Origin of the sequence: Bradyrhizobium sp. CW1 (genome assembly GCF_023100665.1) — a bacterium.
GTDB classification, from domain to species: Bacteria; Pseudomonadota; Alphaproteobacteria; order Rhizobiales; family Xanthobacteraceae; genus Bradyrhizobium; species Bradyrhizobium canariense_D.
In genome coordinates, this window is sequence record NZ_CP064684.1 from 1,860,688 (window position 1) to 1,877,353 (window position 16,666).

Consider the following 16,666-nt stretch of genomic DNA (forward strand, 5'->3'; position numbering starts at 1 on the left):
TGTTTTTGGTGTGGGAGACGTGCCCTCAGCCGGGCGTCGCGACCGCGCTGCGGAGCCGGTTGCTCGCCCCGTAGGCAGCCATGGTCAATTCGCGGTCGATGGGCGTGACGGTTTATGCTCCGAGCCCGCGCGCCACGAGTGTGATGACGAGCGTCAGGACCGCGCCCACTAGCCGAAATTTTCGCAGCCTACCGGCTCGTAGAGCGGGTCAGGCGCGGGGCGAACAGTGGGAACACTCGGACGCGAAACTTCCAGGGCCAATGCCTGAACCTCGATGAAAGCCGACAGCAGTGCGAGCGCGAGATCGGAGTAGCGCGCCTCGACCGCGGCGTCGAGCCAGTCCGGCAATTCGCGCTCGCGCGAGAGAGCGCAATGCCATTCACCCTCGTCATAGGCGATGCGGCGGACTTGCCAGAGCGGCAGCTCCAGCTCCATCAGTGCGCGGCATCGGCCCAGGCCTCTGCTTCGATCAGGCGCGTGACGCGCGCGGTGGGCTCGATCTGTCCGAGCTGAAGGGAAGTGCCGACACGCCTTGTCGATGATCTCGAGCATCAGCGGTTGCGTCATCACCTGCGCATTGCGCAAGCGGTTGCCAAGTGACGGTGGATCGTAGTGTCGGAGAGCGGCGGTGGTCATGTCAGGCCTCCTGGAGGTGGCGTCGGTCAGTCGGCCGGCCTCTCCAAGATGGCCAAAACGGCATTTGAAAACGAGATGGGGGCGGGGCGGGAGATATAGGGATTTCATAAGTGCGGGATGGGGGCGGTCGCGCGCCATTCTCCGCCTTCGCCGGGACGACGATGTGATGTGCCTCGCGAGCGTTGTCCGACCAGGCCAGCCTCGGCCTTTTATGAGATTCCTATAACTTCGCCACGGCCCTCGTCTCGAAAACCTATGCCTGGGGTGGCACTTCAGCACGGTCAAAGGTCCCGGTGGGCGCGGTGGAAATGCACTGGCATTTCCTTTCACGCGCCGACCGGGTCTCCCGAGAAACGGTTGCGTCCAAATCAATGGCGCAACGAGGAGTATCTCCATGATGGACATTCTGATGCTGGCGCTGGGCTTCGGCTTCTTCGCCCTTGCGATTGGCTACACCTACGCCTGCGAACGGCTTTGAAGGAGCGGCCATGATCTTCGATTATTCGCTCGCCGGCGCCGTTTCGCTCGGCCTCCTGTTCTACCTCACTTACGCGCTGCTGCGGCCCGAGCGGTTCTGACCGTGCTCACGAAGCCTGAAGGGTTGATATCATGACTATGATCGGTTGGCTCCAGATCATTCTCTTTTGCGTCATTACCGTCGCGCTCACAAAACCGCTCGGCTGGTACATGACGCGCGTGTTCAACGGCGAGCGGACCTTCCTGTCTCCGGTGCTGCGTCCGATCGAGGCCGGCATCTACCGGTTCGCCGGCGTCGACGAGAAGCGCGAGCAGCATTGGCTGACCTATACGGTCGCCATGCTGTTGTTCCATGTCGGCGGCTTCCTCATCATCTACGGCGTGATGCGGTTGCAGGCCGTCCTGCCGTTCAATCCGGCCGGCCAAAGCGCTGTCGCCGCGGATCTCTCCTTCAACACCGCGATCTCCTTCATCACCAACACCAACTGGCAGAATTACGGTGGAGAGAGCACGCTGTCCTATCTCGTGCAGATGCTCGGCTTGACGCACCAGAACTTCTTGTCGGCGGCAACCGGCATCGCGCTGGCGGTCGCCCTGATCCGCGGCTTCTCGCGCGCGTCGGCGCGCACCGTCGGAAATTTTTGGGTCGACGTCACCCGCTGCAGCCTCTATGTGCTGTTGCCAATCGGTATTGTCTATACGCTGTTCCTGGTCTGGCAGGGCATCCCGCAGACGCTCGGTGACTATGTCGAGGCCACCACGCTCGAGGGTGCCAAGCAAACCATCGCGGTCGGCCCGGTCGCCTCCCAGGTCGCGATCAAGATGCTCGGCACCAATGGCGGCGGCTTCTTCAACGCCAATGCGGCGCATCCGTTCGAAAATCCAACCGCGCTGTCGAACTTCGTGCAGATGCTGTCGATCTTCGTTCTGGGTGCGGCGCTGACCAACGTGTTCGGCCGCATGGTCGGCAACCAGCGCCAGGGCTGGGCGATCCTGTCCGTGATGGGTGTGCTGTTCGTCGCCGGTGTCGCCATCACCTATTGGGCGGAAGCCAACGGTACTTCGACCCTGCACGCGCTCGGCCTGACCGGCGGCAACATGGAAGGCAAGGAGGTTCGCTTCGGCATCGTCGCGTCCTCCCTGTTCGCGGTGATCACGACGGCCGCCTCCTGTGGCGCGGTCAACGCCATGCATGACAGCTTCACGGCGCTCGGCGGCATGATTCCCCTGATCAATATGCAGCTCGGCGAAATCATCGTCGGCGGGGTCGGCGCCGGCCTTTATGGCATGCTGCTGTTCGTCGTGCTCGCGATCTTCGTGGCAGGCCTGATGGTCGGCCGCACGCCGGAGTATGTCGGCAAGAAGATCGAGGCGCGCGAAGTGAAGATGGCGATGCTCGCGATCCTGGTGCTGCCGCTGATGTATCTGGGATGGACCGCGGTCGGCGTGGTCTATCCGGCGGCGGTCGCCTCGATGGCGAATGCCGGGCCGCATGGCTTCACCGAGGTGCTCTATGCCTTCACCTCGGCGACCGGCAACAACGGCTCGGCCTTCGCGGGCCTCACCGGCAACACCTTCTTCTACAATCTCACGCTCGCAAGCGCGATGTTCGTCGGCCGCTTCTTCATGATCATCCCGGCGATGGCGATCGCGGGTTCGCTGGCCGCCAAGAAATCGATCCCGCCGTCCGCGGGCACCCTCCCGACCACGGGCGGGCTGTTCGTCGGCCACGTCGTCGGCGTGATCCTGATCATCGGCGGCCTCACCTTCTTCCCGGCCCTCGCCCTCGGCCCCATCGTCGAGCATCTCGCGATGAACGCCGGCCAGGTGTTCTGAACGACTAGTGTTCTGATCGACCGCCTTCTGATTGTTTGGAGTGACCTCCATGGATACCACGAAACTGCAAAAACGCGCGTCCGTCTCGGCGATGCTCGATCCCAAGATCGTCGTGCCTGCGATCCGCGCGTCCTTCATCAAGCTCGATCCGCGCTTGATGATCAAGAATCCGGTGATGTTTGTGGTCGAGATCGTGGCCGCGCTCACCACTGTGATCTTCCTGCGCGATCTCCTCACCGGCGGTGAGAATCTCGGCTTCACCTTCCAGATCATCGTCTGGCTCTGGTTTACGGTGCTGTTTGCCAACTTCGCCGAAGCGGTAGCAGAAGGCCGCGGCAAGGCGCAGGCGGAATCGCTGCGCAAGACCCGCACCGAGAGCCAGGCCAAGCTACTGACCGGCTCTGACCGCACCTTCAAGTTGGTGCCCGGCACCAGCCTCAAGGTCGGCGACATCGTGCTGGTCGAGGCCGGCGATACCATTCCCTCCGATGGCGAGGTGATCGAGGGCGTCGCGTCCGTCAACGAGGCCGCCATCACCGGCGAGTCCGCACCCGTGATCCGCGAATCCGGTGGCGACCGTTCGGCGGTGACCGGCGGCACCCAGGTGCTGTCCGACTGGTTTCGCGTGCGGATCACGGCAGCGCAGGGCTCGACCTTCATCGACCGTATGATCAAGCTGGTCGAGGGCGCCGAGCGGGCGAAGACTCCGAACGAGATCGCGCTCAACATCCTGCTGGCGGGCCTCACCATCATCTTCGTGTTCGCCACCGTCACCATCCCGAGCTACGCGGCCTATGCCGGCGGCTCGATCTCGGTGGTTGTGCTGGTCGCGCTGTTCGTGACGCTGATCCCGACCACGATCGGCGCACTGCTGTCGGCGATCGGCATCGCCGGCATGGACCGTCTGGTCCGCTTCAACGTGCTGGCGATGTCCGGCCGTGCGGTCGAGGCCGCCGGAGACGTCGACACGCTACTGCTCGACAAGACCGGAACGATCACGCTCGGCAACCGCCAGGCGACCTCCTTTCGCCCGGTGCGCGGGGTCACCGAGCAGGAGCTCGCGGACGCGGCCCAGCTCGCCTCGCTCGCCGACGAGACCCCGGAGGGCCGTTCGATCGTGGTGCTGGCCAAGGAAAAATACAGTATCCGTGGCCGCGACATGGCCGAGTTGGGAGCCACCTTCATCCCGTTCACGGCGCTGACCCGCATGAGCGGCGTCGATGCCGGCGGCTCGTCGGTGCGCAAGGGCGCGGTCGATGCGATCCTCAACTATGTCGGTGGCGGTGCGCCGCTGGTGGTCGCCTCCGGCAACACGGCTCGTTCCATCCAGCCCGCCGGGCTCTCGGACATCGGCCGCGAGATTCAGACCATCGCCGACGACATATCGAAGGCCGGCGGCACGCCGCTGGCGGTCGCCCGGGACGGCAAGCTGCTCGGCATCATCCAGCTCAAGGACATCGTCAAGGGCGGTATCCGCGAGCGCTTTGCCGAGCTGCGACGCATGGGCATCCGCACCGTCATGATTACCGGCGACAATCCCATGACGGCGGCCGCGATTGCAGCGGAAGCCGGCGTCGACGACTTCCTGGCGCAGGCAACTCCCGAGGACAAACTCAAGCTGATCCGCGACGAGCAGGCCAAGGGTAAGTTGGTGGCGATGTGCGGCGACGGCACCAACGATGCGCCGGCGCTCGCGCAGGCAGATGTCGGTGTCGCCATGAACACGGGCACCCAGGCGGCTCGCGAGGCCGGCAACATGGTCGACCTCGACTCCAATCCGACCAAGCTGATCGAGGTGGTCGAGATCGGCAAGCAGCTACTGATGACGCGCGGCGCGCTGACTACATTCTCGATCGCCAACGACGTCGCGAAATATTTCGCGATAATCCCGGCGATGTTCCTGGCGTTCTACCCCCAGCTCAATGTGCTCAACATCATGAATCTGTCGAGCCCGCAGAGCGCCATCCTGTCGGCGATCATCTTCAACGCGCTTGTTATCATCGCGCTGATCCCGCTGGCGCTGAAGGGCGCCGCCTATCGCGCGGTCGGGGCCGGCGCACTGCTCCGGCGCAACCTGCTGATCTACGGCCTCGGCGGAATCGTCATTCCCTTCATCGGCATCAAGGCGATCGACCTCGTGGTGACCGCTTTGCATTTGGCCTAACCCCGTCATTGCGAGCGAAGCGAAGCAATCCAGAATTCTTGCCGCGGCTGAGAGACCGGATTGCTTCGTCGCTTCGCCCCTCGCAATGACGAAAGAAATAGGAGAAACACATGCTCAGAGAAATCCGCCCCGCCATCGTCCTGCTGCTGGTGCTCACCGCCATCACTGGCTTAGCCTATCCGCTCGCGATGACCGCTATTGCCGGCGCGATCTTCCCCGCGCAGGCGCAGGGCAGCCTGATCGAGCGCGACGGCAAGGTGGTCGGCTCCGCCCTGATCGGGCAGGAGTTCAAGGACGACAAATATTTCCACGGCCGTCCCTCGGCGACGGTGGCGCCGAATCCGAACGATTCGACCAAGACGGTACCGGCGCCCTACAACGCCGCGAATTCGGGTGGCTCAAATCTCGGCCCGACCAGCAAGGCGCTGGCCGACCGGCTGCAGGAAGACGTGGACAAGCTCAGGGGCGAGAATCCGAATGCCGCCGTGCCGGTCGACCTCGTGACGACCTCAGCCAGTGGCCTCGATCCGGATATCTCGCCGGAAGCGGCGCAATTCCAGGTGCCGCGCGTCGCGAAGGCGCGAAACGTGCCGGAGGATCAGGTCAAGCAACTGGTGGCTTCCAACACCCAGGGCCGCCTGCTCGGCCTGATCGGCGAGCCCCGGGTCAACGTGCTGACTCTGAATCTCGCGCTCGATCGTGCCACGAAGTAGTCTAGGCTAGGTCCGCGCGGATGATTATATTGATCTGATGGTCCGAGAGCGCCGCGATCCCGAACAACGTCCTTCGCCCGAGGCGCTGCTGGAGGCCGCGCGCCGGGAGGAGGGCGTGAGCGGCAAGCTGAAAATCTTCGTCGGCGCCGCTCCCGGCGTCGGCAAGACCTACGAGATGCTGCAAAGCGCCCACGCCAAGCGCAAGGCCGGCATCGACCTCGTGGTCGGCTTCGTCGAGACCCATGGCCGGGCCGAGACAGAGGCGCTGGTGCGTGGGCTGGAAGTGATCCCGCGCAAGAAGCTCGACTACCGCGGCCAGATTGTCGAAGAAATGGATCTCGACGCCGTGATCGCGCGCCGCCCGAAAATCGCGCTGGTCGACGAGCTCGCCCACACCAATGCTCCCCTTTGCCGCCATCCAAAACGCCATCTCGATGTCGAGGAGCTGCTGTCCCACGGCATCGACGTCTACACCGCCGTCAATATCCAGCACATCGAGAGCCTGAACGACGTTGTCGCGCAGATCACCCATGTGCGGGTGCGCGAGACCGTGCCGGATTCGGTGTTCGACCGCGCAGACGCCATCGAGCTGATCGACCTCACGCCCGACGACCTGATCCAGCGCCTGAAGGAAGGCAAGGTCTATGTCCCCAGGCAGGCCGAGCGGGCGCTGGAGCATTATTTCTCGCCGGGCAACCTGACCGCGCTGCGTGAACTCGCGCTGCGGCGCACGGCCGAACGGGTCGACGAGCAGCTACTCAGCCACATGCAGGCGAACGCGATCGCCGGTCCCTGGGCCGCAGGCGAGCGCATCCTCGTCTGCATCAGCGAAGATCCGCGCGCGGCCAGCCTCGTGCGTTACACCAAGCGGCTGGCCGACCGGCTGCACGCGCCGTTTATCGCGGTGTCGATCGAGACGCGGCGGTCCCTGCAAATGTCCGATGAGGAGCGCGACCGGCTCGCCGATACGCTGCGGCTCGCGGAATCGCTCGGCGGCGAGGCACTGACGATTCCGGGCGTCGGCCGCCGCCTCGCCGACGACGTGGTCAACTTCGCGCAGGGCAACAACGTCACCCAGATCGTGATCGGAAAGTCCACGCGCTCGCTCTGGTTCGAGATGACGCGCGGCTCCGTCGTGCACGATCTGGTGCGCCGCGCCGGTAACATCAGCGTGCATGTCATCCCTGGCGACGAATTCACGAACGAGCCGCCGCCGAAGACGGCGGTACAGACCGCAACGCGATCGGACCCGTTCGATGGGCGGCCCTATCTGAAGGCGGTCGGGATCACCGCGCTTGGCCTCGCTGCCGCCGTGGCGATCAAGCCGTATTTCGGCATTGAGAACGTCGACCTGATGTTTCTGACCGCCGTGGTGACGGTTGCCGTGCGCTACGGATTGTGGCCGTCGTTGCTTGCGAGTGTCGCGGCGTCCCTCGCCTACAATTTCTTCTTCCTGCCGCCGGTCTATACCTTCACCATTACCGATCCGACCAATGTCGCGGCGTTCTTTTTCTTCATGCTGATTGCGTTCGTGGTGTCGAATGTGGCGGGGCGGGTCCGCACCCAGGCTGATGCTGCGATCGGCCGCATCCGGACCACCGAGCAGCTCTATGCTTTCAGCCGCAAGCTCGCCGGCACCGGCACGCTCGACGACGTGCTGTGGGCGACCGCCTACCAGATCGCGCTGATGCTGAAAGTCCGCGTGGTGCTGCTGTTGCCGGACGAAGGGCTGCTCACGGTGAAGTCGGGCTATCCGCCCGAGGACGATCTCGATCAGGCCGACCTTGCGGCCGCCAACTGGGCCTGGAGCAATGACCGGCCTGCAGGCCGCGGCTCGGACACGCTGCCTGGTGCAAAACGGCTATTCCTGCCGATGCGCACCGGGCGCGGCCCGATCGGGGTCATCGGAATCGACAACGACCGCAGCGGTCCCTTGCTGACGCCGGACCAGCGCCGGCTGCTCGACGCGCTGGTCGACCAGGGCGCGCTGGCGATCGAACGCGTGCTGCTGGTCGAGGACGTCGATCGCGTCAAGCGCTCCGTCGAATCCGAGCGGCTGCGTTCCGCATTGTTGACCTCGATTTCACACGACCTGAAGACGCCGCTCGCATCCGTGCTGGGTGCGGCCTCGACCATGCGCGATCTCGCCAGCGCGCTCTCCGACACCGAGAATCGCGACCTGCTCGCGACGGTCATCGACGAATCCGAACGGCTCAACCGCTTCATCGCCAATCTGCTCGACATGACCAAGCTCGAATCCGGCGCCATCGTGCCCAACGCTGCGTTGCACGATCTCGGAGAGATCGTCGGCAGCGCGCTCCGGCGGGCAGCCAAGATCCTCACCGCCCACAAGGTGGAGCTGGAGTTGGCCGCAGACCTTCCTATGCTCCAGCTCGATGCGGTGCTGTTCGAGCAGGTGCTGTTCAACCTGCTCGACAACGCCGCCAAATATTCGCAGCCCCACGCGACGGTCTCGATCCGCAGCCGGCGCGACAGCGATCATGTGGTGCTCCAGATTGCCGACGAGGGCGACGGCATTCCGTCTGAGGAGCTCGAGAGGGTGTTCGACAAGTTTTATCGCGTGCAGAAGGGCGACCATGTCCGTCCCGGCACCGGGCTCGGGCTCGCCATCTCCCGCGGCTTCGTCGAGGCGATGCGTGGCACGATCTCGGCGGCGAATCGCAGCGACCGGAGCGGCGCGGTTCTGACCATCCGTCTGCCCATTCCCGCCCGGACCCGTGCATTGGATACCGCCGCATGAGCGCCGCCCCGATCAAAGTGCTGGTCATCGACGACGAGCCGCCGATCCGCAAATTGCTGCGGATGGGGCTCTCGACGCAAGGCTATGAGATCCTGGAGGCGTCGAACGGCAAGACCGCGCTGGAGAAGCTCAGCGAGGATCCCGCGCTGATCATCCTCGATCTCGGCCTGCCCGACATCCAGGGCCATGAGCTGTTGCGTACCATCCGCGCCCGCAACGAAGCTGTGCCGATCGTGGTGCTGTCGAGCCGTGGCGATGAGGCCGGCAAGGTGCAGGCGCTGGATCTGGGTGCCGACGATTACCTGACGAAGCCGTTCGGCATGGACGAGCTGCTGGCGCGCCTGCGCGCCGCGCTGCGCCACCAGCTTCAGATCCAGGGCGAACGGCCGGTGTTTCGTGCCGGCGATCTCTCGGTCGATCTGGTGCGCCGGGTCGTCAGGGTCGGCGAGCGCGACGTCAAACTGTCGCCGAAGGAATATGACCTCCTGCGTGTGCTGGTGCAGCACGCCGGCAAGGTGCTCACCCACCGCTTCCTGCTGAGGGAGTTATGGGACGAGCTGACCGACGCGCAATATCTCCGCGTCTATGTCCGCCAGCTCCGGCAAAAGATCGAAGCGGATCCGGAACGGCCGCAACATGTGCTGACGGAGACGGGGATCGGCTATCGGCTGAAGGCGGGGGATTGACGCTGCATCCCTCATCCTGAGGAGCGCGGAACGCGCGTCTCGAAGGATGAAGGTCCCGACTGTTGCAGCGAGGCCTGCATGGTTCGAGACGGCGCTTCGCGCCTCCTCACCTTGAGGGAAGAGAGTGAGGTGCGCGGTGGAGAGCTAACCCGCCTTCCTCTGCCGCGCTGTCGACCGATGCGTCTTCTTCGCGGCGCCCGTTCGCCCCGACGCCCGGCGCGCATGGGACTTCGCCGCCGTCTTCTTCCCGCCGCGTCCCTTCAAGCTCTGCTTCAGCGCATCCATCAGGCTGACCACATTGCTCGGCTTCTCCTCGGGCTCCGGCAGTTCGATTGTCTTGCCGCTGGCCTTGCGCTTCACCAGGGCCTTCAGCGCGGTCTCGTAGTCGTCCTTGAACTTGCTGGGATCGAAATGGGAGGTCTTGGTCTGGAGGATATGGCCGGCGAGCTCAACCATGTCCTTGGTGATCTTCGGGCTCTTGATGTCGTCGAAGAACTGGTCCTCGTCGCGCAGTTCGTAGGGGAAGCGCAGCGTGGTGCCGAGCAGGCCCTTGCCGAGCGGCTCGATCGCGATGATGTGCTCGCGATTGGTGAGCACGATCTTGGCGAGCGCGACGCGATCCTGGTCCTTCATGGCGTCGCGGATCACGGCAAAAGCATCGACCGCGGCCTTGCCGTCGGGCGCGATGTAGTAGGGGTGGTTGAGATAGCGCTGGTCGATCTCGTCGCTCGGCACAAAGCTCTCGATGTCGATGGTGTGGTTGCTCTCGATCTGGACCGCTTCGAGCTCCTCCGGCTCGATCTCGACATATTTGCCCTTGCGCAGCTCGTAGCCGCGCCCCTTCTGGTCGCTCTCGACGACGTCGCCGGTCTCGGCGTCGATCATCTGCTGCTTCAACCGGTTGCCGGTCTCCCGGTTGATCATGTGAAACCGCGTCTTCTCGGCCGCGGTGGTCGCCGGATAAAGCACAACGGGGCAACTGACCAGCGAGAGCTTCAACGTTCCCTTCCAATAGGCGCGCGGTGCCATTCCGTTCTCCAGCGTCTGCGAGTCATTTTGGAACCCCAACCGTCCCGCGGGGTTTTGGTTCCGGGTGGGATGCGGGCCGTGATAGGCTTCACGCCAAAGAGAATCCGGGACCAGTCGTGCTGCAAAAGCTCTCCAAGTATCGACAGAAACGTGATTTCGAGAAGACGCCCGAGCCATCGGGCAAGACCGCGGTGGCGCCGTCGAAGCAGCGCCGCTTCGTGATTCAGAAGCATGACGCTTCGCGGCTGCACTACGATCTGCGGCTCGAGTTCGATGGCGTCTTCAAGTCCTGGGCGGTGACAAAAGGGCCCTCGCTCGATCCGCACGACAAGCGGCTGGCCGTCGAGGTCGAGGACCATCCGCTCGACTATGGCGACTTCGAAGGCACGATTCCGGAAGGCCAGTACGGCGGCGGCACGGTCATGCTGTGGGATCGCGGCACCTGGGAATCCGATGATCCCGAACGCGGTTTCAAGAAGGGCGATCTGAAGTTCACGCTGCACGGCGAGAAGCTGCACGGCAGCTGGGTCCTGGTGCGCATGCGCAACGACCGCACCGGCGGCAAACGGACCAATTGGCTCCTGATCAAGCATCGCGACGAATATGTTCGCGAGGGCGCAGACAACGACATTCTCGAGGAGGACAAATCGGTCGCCTCCGGCCGCGCGATGGATCAGATCGCCGAAGGCAAGGGCCGTGCGCCAAAACCGTTCATGCTGGCGAAGGGCACCAAGGCCAAGGCCGACGCGGTCTGGCAGTCCAACCGGGCGGACGAGGCGAAAGAGCGCACGGTCAAGCCGGCGCCCCGCGCGGCGTTGAAAACCGGCAAAACAGTCAAGAAGAAAGCGACGACCGCGACGACCGCGAACAAGGCGGCGGAGATGCCGGATTTCGTGGCGCCGCAGCTCTGTACGTCGGTCGAGCGCCCGCCGAGCGGCGACGGCTGGTGCCACGAGATCAAGTTCGACGGCTACCGCGTGCAGCTGCGGGTCGAGGGCGGCAAGGCGACGTTGAAGACGCGCAAAGGCCTCGACTGGACCGAAAAATTCGCAACTATCGCGAAGGAGGCGGGCGCGCTGCCGGATATGATGGTCGACGGCGAGATCGTCGCGCTTGACCACAATGGAGCACCCAATTTTTCGTCGCTCCAGGCGGCGCTGTCGGACGGCAAGACCGAGGAGCTCATCTTCTTTGCGTTCGACCTGCTGTTTGCGGAAGGCCTCGATTATCGCCGGCTGCCGCTCGGCGAGCGCAAGGCGCGCTTGAAGGAGCTGCTGGAAGCGCGTAAGCGCAAATCGAGCCAGATTCGCTATGTCGAGCATTTCGAAAGCGGCGGCGACGCCGTGCTGCAATCCGCCTGCAAGCTCGAGCTCGAGGGCGTGGTGTCGAAGAAGCTGGACGCGCCCTATCGTTCGGGGCGGACAGAAAGCTGGACCAAAGCAAAATGCCGCGCCGGCCATGAGGTCGTGATCGGCGGTTACAAGACCACCAATGGCAAATTCCGTTCGCTGATGGCCGGCGTGCACCGCGGTGATCATCTCGCCTTCGTCGGCATGGTCGGCACCGGCTTCGGCGCGGACAAGGTCAAGCGCATCATGCCGTCCTTGAAGGCTATGGAGGCGAAGCAAAGCCCCTTCGGCGGCAAGAACGCACCGAAAAAGACGCGCGAGGTGCACTGGCTGAAGCCGGAGCTCGTGGCGGAGATCGAGTTCGCCGGCTTCACTGCCGACGGCAATATCCGCCAGGCCGCCTTCAAGGGTCTGCGGCAGGACAAGCCGGCGGAGGAGGTCGAGGCCGAGACACCGGTCGATACCGAGCTTGCCGAGCCCTCGACGAAGCAGCGCGCGAAGCCGCGCGCGCAAGCGAAGACCGGTGCACGAACAGCGCAAGCCGGCACTGCCGAAGTGATGGGTGTCGTGCTCTCGAAGCCGGACAAGGCGCTGTGGCCGGACGACGGCAATGGCGATCCCGTTACCAAGCTGGATCTCGCGCGCTACCTCGAAGCCGTCGGCGAATGGATGATCGTGCACCTCAAGGGCCGGCCGTGCTCGCTGATCCGCGCCCCTGATGGCATCAAGGGCGAATGCTTCTTCCAGCGCCACGCCATGCAGGGCACCTCGAACCTTCTGGAGCTCGCGCGGGTCTCCGGCGACCGCAAGCCCTATTTGCAGATCGACCGCATCGAAGGGCTCGCGGCCGTGGCGCAGATCGGCGGCGTCGAGCTGCATCCCTGGAATTGCGCGCCCTACGCCTACGATACCCCGGGCCGGCTGGTGTTCGATCTCGATCCCGCGCCCGACGTCGTCTTCGCCGAGGTCGTCGAGGCCGCCAAGGAGATGCGGCAGCGGCTGACCGACATCGGCATGGACAGCTTCTGCAAGACCACCGGCGGCAAAGGTCTGCACGTCGTGGTCCCGCTGCGTCACGGCGCGCGCGACCAGGTGAGCTGGAAGGAGGCCAAGGCCTTCGCGCAAGGCGTCTGCCAGTGGATGGCGGACGACGCTCCCGAGCGCTATCTGCTCAACATGTCGAAGAAGCTGCGCAACGGAAAGATCTTCCTGGACTATCTGCGCAACGATCGGATGTCGACGGCGGTGGCGCCGCTGTCGCCGCGTGCGCGAGATGGTGCGACTGTGTCGATGCCGGTCACGTGGGCGCAGGTGAAGAGCGACCTCGATCCGAAGCGGTACACGGTGCGGACGGTGCCCGGCTTGCTGGCGCGATCGAAGGCGTGGGATGGTTATGACGATGCAGCGGCGTCGATCAAGGCGGCGATCAAGAAGCTCGCCGGGAAAACGAAGTAGGGTGGGTAAAGCGAAGCGTGCCCACCATCTTCTCTCAGCCGAGCAAAAAGGTGGGCCCGGCGCATTCCGCCTTTGCCCACCCTACTAGATCTTCGTTTGGTGGCTAGATCCGTCCCAGCAGGAGCAGGATCAGCAGGATCACGATGACGAGCCCGAGACCGCCGCCGCCGTAATAGCCGGTGCCGTAGAACGGGCCGCCGCCGATGCCGCTGAAGCCGCCGAGCAGCGCGATGACCAAAATGATCAGAATGATCGTACCGATAGACATGCGGAAATCTCCTCCAGCCCTTCGTTAGAAGGGTCGTTTGCAACCTGTCCCGTGGTGCGAGGGCAACTTGCCGCAGGTTCTAAAGTTCCGCCAATGAAACACCGTGCACGCGCAACTTGCATGGAACCTTTGTGGTACCGCCGGGCATGACTATGTGAGGTTCAATCACTAACCGGGCAGAGCCATGTCAGCACCGCTTGTCGTCTCCATTCCCCACCGCTTGGGCCGCGAGGAGGCGGTGCGCCGGCTCAAGACTGGGCTAGGCCGTGCTGCGGCGAGCATTCCCGTGATGCAGGTCGAGGAGGAGAGCTGGAGCGGCGACAGCATGAATTTCCGCATCCGCGCGCTCGGGCAGATCGCGACGGGGCAGGTCGACGTCGCCGACGACCATGTCAAGGTGCAGGTGGTGCTGCCCTGGCTATTGCAGCGCTTTGCGGAGATGGCGCAGGCCACGATTCGCAAGCGCGGCCAGCTGCTGTTGGGCAAGGACGGGAAAAGCTAGCGTTCAAGCGCGGGTGCGCTGTCGCACCGGCTTCGCCGCGCCCGCTGGGCGCGCGGGGATGACCGAAGCGGGAAAACCGCGAAGCGCCTGCGCGAGCGGCAGATCGTTGCCGGCGAAACCCGGCACATTATAGCCCGTGACGTCAATAGTGGCGTCGGCCCCATCGAACGCCGGCCATTCGCGGCCTGCTTGCGTGAAAGGTGCGAACTGGCGCCCGACCACGACGATCGCCGCAGCCCGGCCGTGGCGGCGGGCAAACGCTACGACATGGTCGGCATGTGCGCCCCGCACCTGAAGCGGCTGGTAGTCACCTCGCGCGAAGACGTCGGGCAGCTCGTTGCGCAGCTTGAGCAGGTGCCGCGTCCAGGCCAGCTTGAGCTGACCGTCCGGCCAGCTCTTGATCAGATGATTCCAATCCGGGTTGTCCAGCGTGCCCAGCGCCGCGTGTCGCGCGGAAAAATCCACCGGGCGGCGGTTGTCGGGATCGACCAGCGACAGATCCCAGAATTCGGTGCCTTGGTAAAAGTCGGGCACGCCCGGCAGTGTCGCCTTGAGCGTGAGCTGGCTCAGCGCGTTCAGCGCGCCGAGCAGCGCGACGCGGCGAGCCAGCGTGTTCAGCGCCTCCAGGAATTCGCCTGATTGCGCGGGATCGAGGATCTTCGCGATGAAGCTCTTGACGCCGTTCTCATAGGCCTCGTGCGGGTTGAGCCAGCTGGTCTCCTCCTTGCCCTCGCGCGCGGCCTTGAGCGCATAGGCCTGGATACGCGCGACGAAACCGGCATCGGCCGGCTCCACGAGCGGCCAGGCGCCGAGCAGGGTCTGGTAGAGCATGTATTCGAACGTGGCCGACGGAGCGCGCAGATTGCCGTCGAGCGCGAGGTGCGGTGCGTTCAGGACTTTCCAGCGTGCCACAGCGCTGGTCCATTCGCCGGGAATTTCACTTAAGGCAGCGATCCGCGCCCGGGCGTCCTCGCCACGTTTGGTGTCGTGCGTGGCGGTCGCCGTCATCCCTTGCGGCCATTCCCTGGCGCGGGCCTGCATGGTCTCGTGGAAAGCGGGAATGGTGAGGCCCTTGCTCGCGGGATCGCCGCCGACTTCGTTCAGGGCGAGCAGCCGGTGAAATTGATAGAAAGCAGTGTCCTCCAACGACTTCGCCATCATCGGCCCGGTGAATTGCTGCACCTTCAGCGCAAAGCGGCGCACCCGCGGGGCACTGTGCGGGGGACGGCCAGGCTTGAGCAGGTCCATGGTGAGGGCGTCGCGCAGGAAGTCGAAAATGCCTTCGTCCGCGGCGAACCATTCCCGGCGAGCGTGCTCGATGGTGTTGTCGATCAGCTTACGATCGTTCGCCGTTGGCGCGCTTGTCGTCAAATAGGTGCGGTACACCGGAAAATGCAGCACATAGAGCTCGAGCGCCTGCCGCAGGCTGTCAGCGGAAAAGTCGCGGGTCGAGTAGTGCCCGTTGGCGATGCGCGCAAGCAGGCGCGTCAGAACCGTGAATTCGCTGGTCAGCAGCGTCTCCAGCACGCGCCGTTTGGCATCCTTGACGTAAGGCGCGAGCCGCGGCGGCCGGTTGCTGATCTGTCGCCAGGTCTCGTCCATGGCCTCCAGCCCCTTGGCGTCGACCAGAACGTGAGTGATGGCATTCATCCACTCATAGCCGGTGGTGCCCTGGACGCCGGCGAAATGCGGCAGGCGCTCGTGCTCGCACAGGATTTTCTCGATCACCGTATAGAACGGCTTTGTGGTGCCCTGAGCGTCGCGCACCAGCCGGCGCAGCCGCTGGCAATATTGCGCGGGATCGCGCAGGCCGTCGATATGATCGAGCCGGATGCCTTGCAGTTTGCCGTCGGCAATGAGTTGCTTCACCAGCCGGTGCGTGGCGGCGAACGTGCCGGGATCCTCGACGCGCATGCCGGCGAGCCCGTTGACGTCGAAGAAACGTCGATAGTTGATGTCGCTGGAGGCAAGCCGCCAGTGCCCCAGCTTGTAGTGCTGGCGCTCCAGCAAATGATGCAGCGCCAGCGTCTGCGCGGGACGGTCCTTGGCCGCGCGATAGGCGCCGAGGCCGCGCCCGATGATATCGGCGCTGCCTGCGATCTCCCTGAGCTCCGCCTTGAAGCCGGGTGCTTCCTTGCGGTTGGGGCGGCGCAGTCCCGTGTAGCGCGCCGCGAGCGACAGCAGGCGCTTGCCCGTCTCGGTCTCGGCGGCGTCGGCGTCCTTCACGATCATCCGCAGCACCTCGCCATAGCGCTCCGGCGCGATCGGCAATCGATGTTCGAAATACCAGGCGGAAAAACTACCTTCGTTGGGATCGTAGCGCAGCTCGATATCGCCGCTCTCGAGCGCTTCGCCATAGGACGCTCCGAGGATCGGCAGCAGCACGCCGCCGCGGGCGCGGAAGGCCAGTTGATCCCAGTCGATATCGAAGGAGACGGCGTGCGGCGAGGCCTGGCCCCATTCCAGCACGTCCAGCCACCAGGGATTGTCGGCGAAGTGCACGCCGACATGGTTCGGTACGAAGTCGATGATGAGGCCGAGGTCGTGTCGCGTCAGCGCCTCGCTCAGCCGCGCGAAGCCGGCCTCGCCGCCGAGCTCCGGATTGAACTGGCTGTGGTCGACGGTGTCATAGCCGTGCGTCGAGCCCTTGCGGGCCTTCATCACCGGCGAGGTGTAGAGATGCGTGATTCCCAGCGCCTTCAGGTAGGGCACCACCGCGGCGGCCTTGTCGAAGTCGAAATCCGCGGTGAGCTGAAGCCGGTAGGTTGCGAGAGGAATGGCTGGAGGCAT

General features: G+C 64.5%; 11 protein-coding genes and 1 pseudogene. 8 read left to right on the forward strand and 4 right to left on the reverse strand.

Features of this window, described 5'->3' with window-relative positions; translation table 11 throughout:
- Positions 1-168: 168 nt before the first annotated feature.
- A pseudogene (locus IVB54_RS09100) lies at positions 169-636 on the reverse strand (hypothetical protein).
- A 488-nt stretch (positions 637-1,124) separates the two neighbouring features.
- On the opposite strand from IVB54_RS09100, the gene IVB54_RS09105 reads away from it, so the two are divergent.
- From IVB54_RS09105 to IVB54_RS09130, 6 genes are all read left to right on the forward strand, one after another.
- Positions 1,125-1,214, forward strand: coding sequence for a K(+)-transporting ATPase subunit F (locus IVB54_RS09105; protein WP_018454042.1), 90 nt, complete (start codon positions 1,125-1,127; stop codon positions 1,212-1,214).
- 31 nt (positions 1,215-1,245) lie between these two features.
- The gene (kdpA, locus tag IVB54_RS09110; RefSeq protein WP_247777170.1) at positions 1,246-2,949 is read left to right on the forward strand and encodes a potassium-transporting ATPase subunit KdpA; all 1,704 of its coding nucleotides are present in this window, start codon (positions 1,246-1,248) and stop codon (positions 2,947-2,949) included.
- Positions 2,950-2,998: 49 nt separating this feature from the next.
- Positions 2,999-5,113, forward strand: a complete 2,115-nt coding sequence (gene kdpB, locus IVB54_RS09115; protein WP_247295038.1) for a potassium-transporting ATPase subunit KdpB — start codon at positions 2,999-3,001, stop codon at positions 5,111-5,113.
- Between the two features lie 110 nt (positions 5,114-5,223).
- The gene (locus IVB54_RS09120; protein WP_018454045.1) at positions 5,224-5,826 is read left to right on the forward strand and encodes a K(+)-transporting ATPase subunit C; all 603 of its coding nucleotides are present in this window, start codon (positions 5,224-5,226) and stop codon (positions 5,824-5,826) included.
- A 37-nt stretch (positions 5,827-5,863) separates the two neighbouring features.
- The gene (locus IVB54_RS09125) at positions 5,864-8,587 is read left to right on the forward strand and encodes a sensor histidine kinase KdpD (RefSeq protein WP_247295034.1); all 2,724 of its coding nucleotides are present in this window, start codon (positions 5,864-5,866) and stop codon (positions 8,585-8,587) included.
- Complete coding sequence (locus tag IVB54_RS09130; RefSeq protein WP_018454047.1) at positions 8,584-9,273, forward strand: response regulator transcription factor; 690 nt, start codon at positions 8,584-8,586, stop codon at positions 9,271-9,273. The genes IVB54_RS09125 and IVB54_RS09130 overlap by 4 nt, the downstream gene beginning before the upstream one ends.
- Positions 9,274-9,417: 144 nt before the next feature.
- On the opposite strand, the gene IVB54_RS09135 is transcribed toward IVB54_RS09130, so the two are convergent.
- Positions 9,418-10,302 (reverse strand): Ku protein, encoded by an 885-nt coding sequence (locus tag IVB54_RS09135; protein ID WP_018454048.1) that lies wholly within the window; start codon positions 10,300-10,302, stop codon positions 9,418-9,420.
- Positions 10,303-10,418: 116 nt separating this feature from the next.
- On the opposite strand from IVB54_RS09135, the gene ligD reads away from it, so the two are divergent.
- Positions 10,419-13,106 (forward strand): DNA ligase D, encoded by a 2,688-nt coding sequence (gene ligD, locus IVB54_RS09140; RefSeq protein WP_085361508.1) that lies wholly within the window; start codon positions 10,419-10,421, stop codon positions 13,104-13,106.
- Between the two features lie 103 nt (positions 13,107-13,209).
- Here the strand turns inward: ligD and IVB54_RS09145 are convergent, their stop codons facing one another.
- Positions 13,210-13,374, reverse strand: coding sequence for a DUF3309 family protein (locus IVB54_RS09145; protein WP_007595743.1), 165 nt, complete (start codon positions 13,372-13,374; stop codon positions 13,210-13,212).
- Between the two features lie 184 nt (positions 13,375-13,558).
- Between IVB54_RS09145 and IVB54_RS09150 the strand changes: the two genes are divergently transcribed.
- Positions 13,559-13,876, forward strand: a complete 318-nt coding sequence (locus IVB54_RS09150) for a polyhydroxyalkanoic acid system family protein (RefSeq protein ID WP_085351913.1) — start codon at positions 13,559-13,561, stop codon at positions 13,874-13,876.
- Positions 13,877-13,879: 3 nt separating this feature from the next.
- Here IVB54_RS09150 and treY read toward each other — a convergent pair whose 3' ends face one another.
- Positions 13,880-16,666 carry a malto-oligosyltrehalose synthase gene (gene treY / locus IVB54_RS09155; RefSeq protein WP_247295031.1) on the reverse strand — a complete coding sequence of 929 codons (2,787 nt, stop codon included), beginning with the start codon at positions 16,664-16,666 and terminating at the stop codon, positions 13,880-13,882.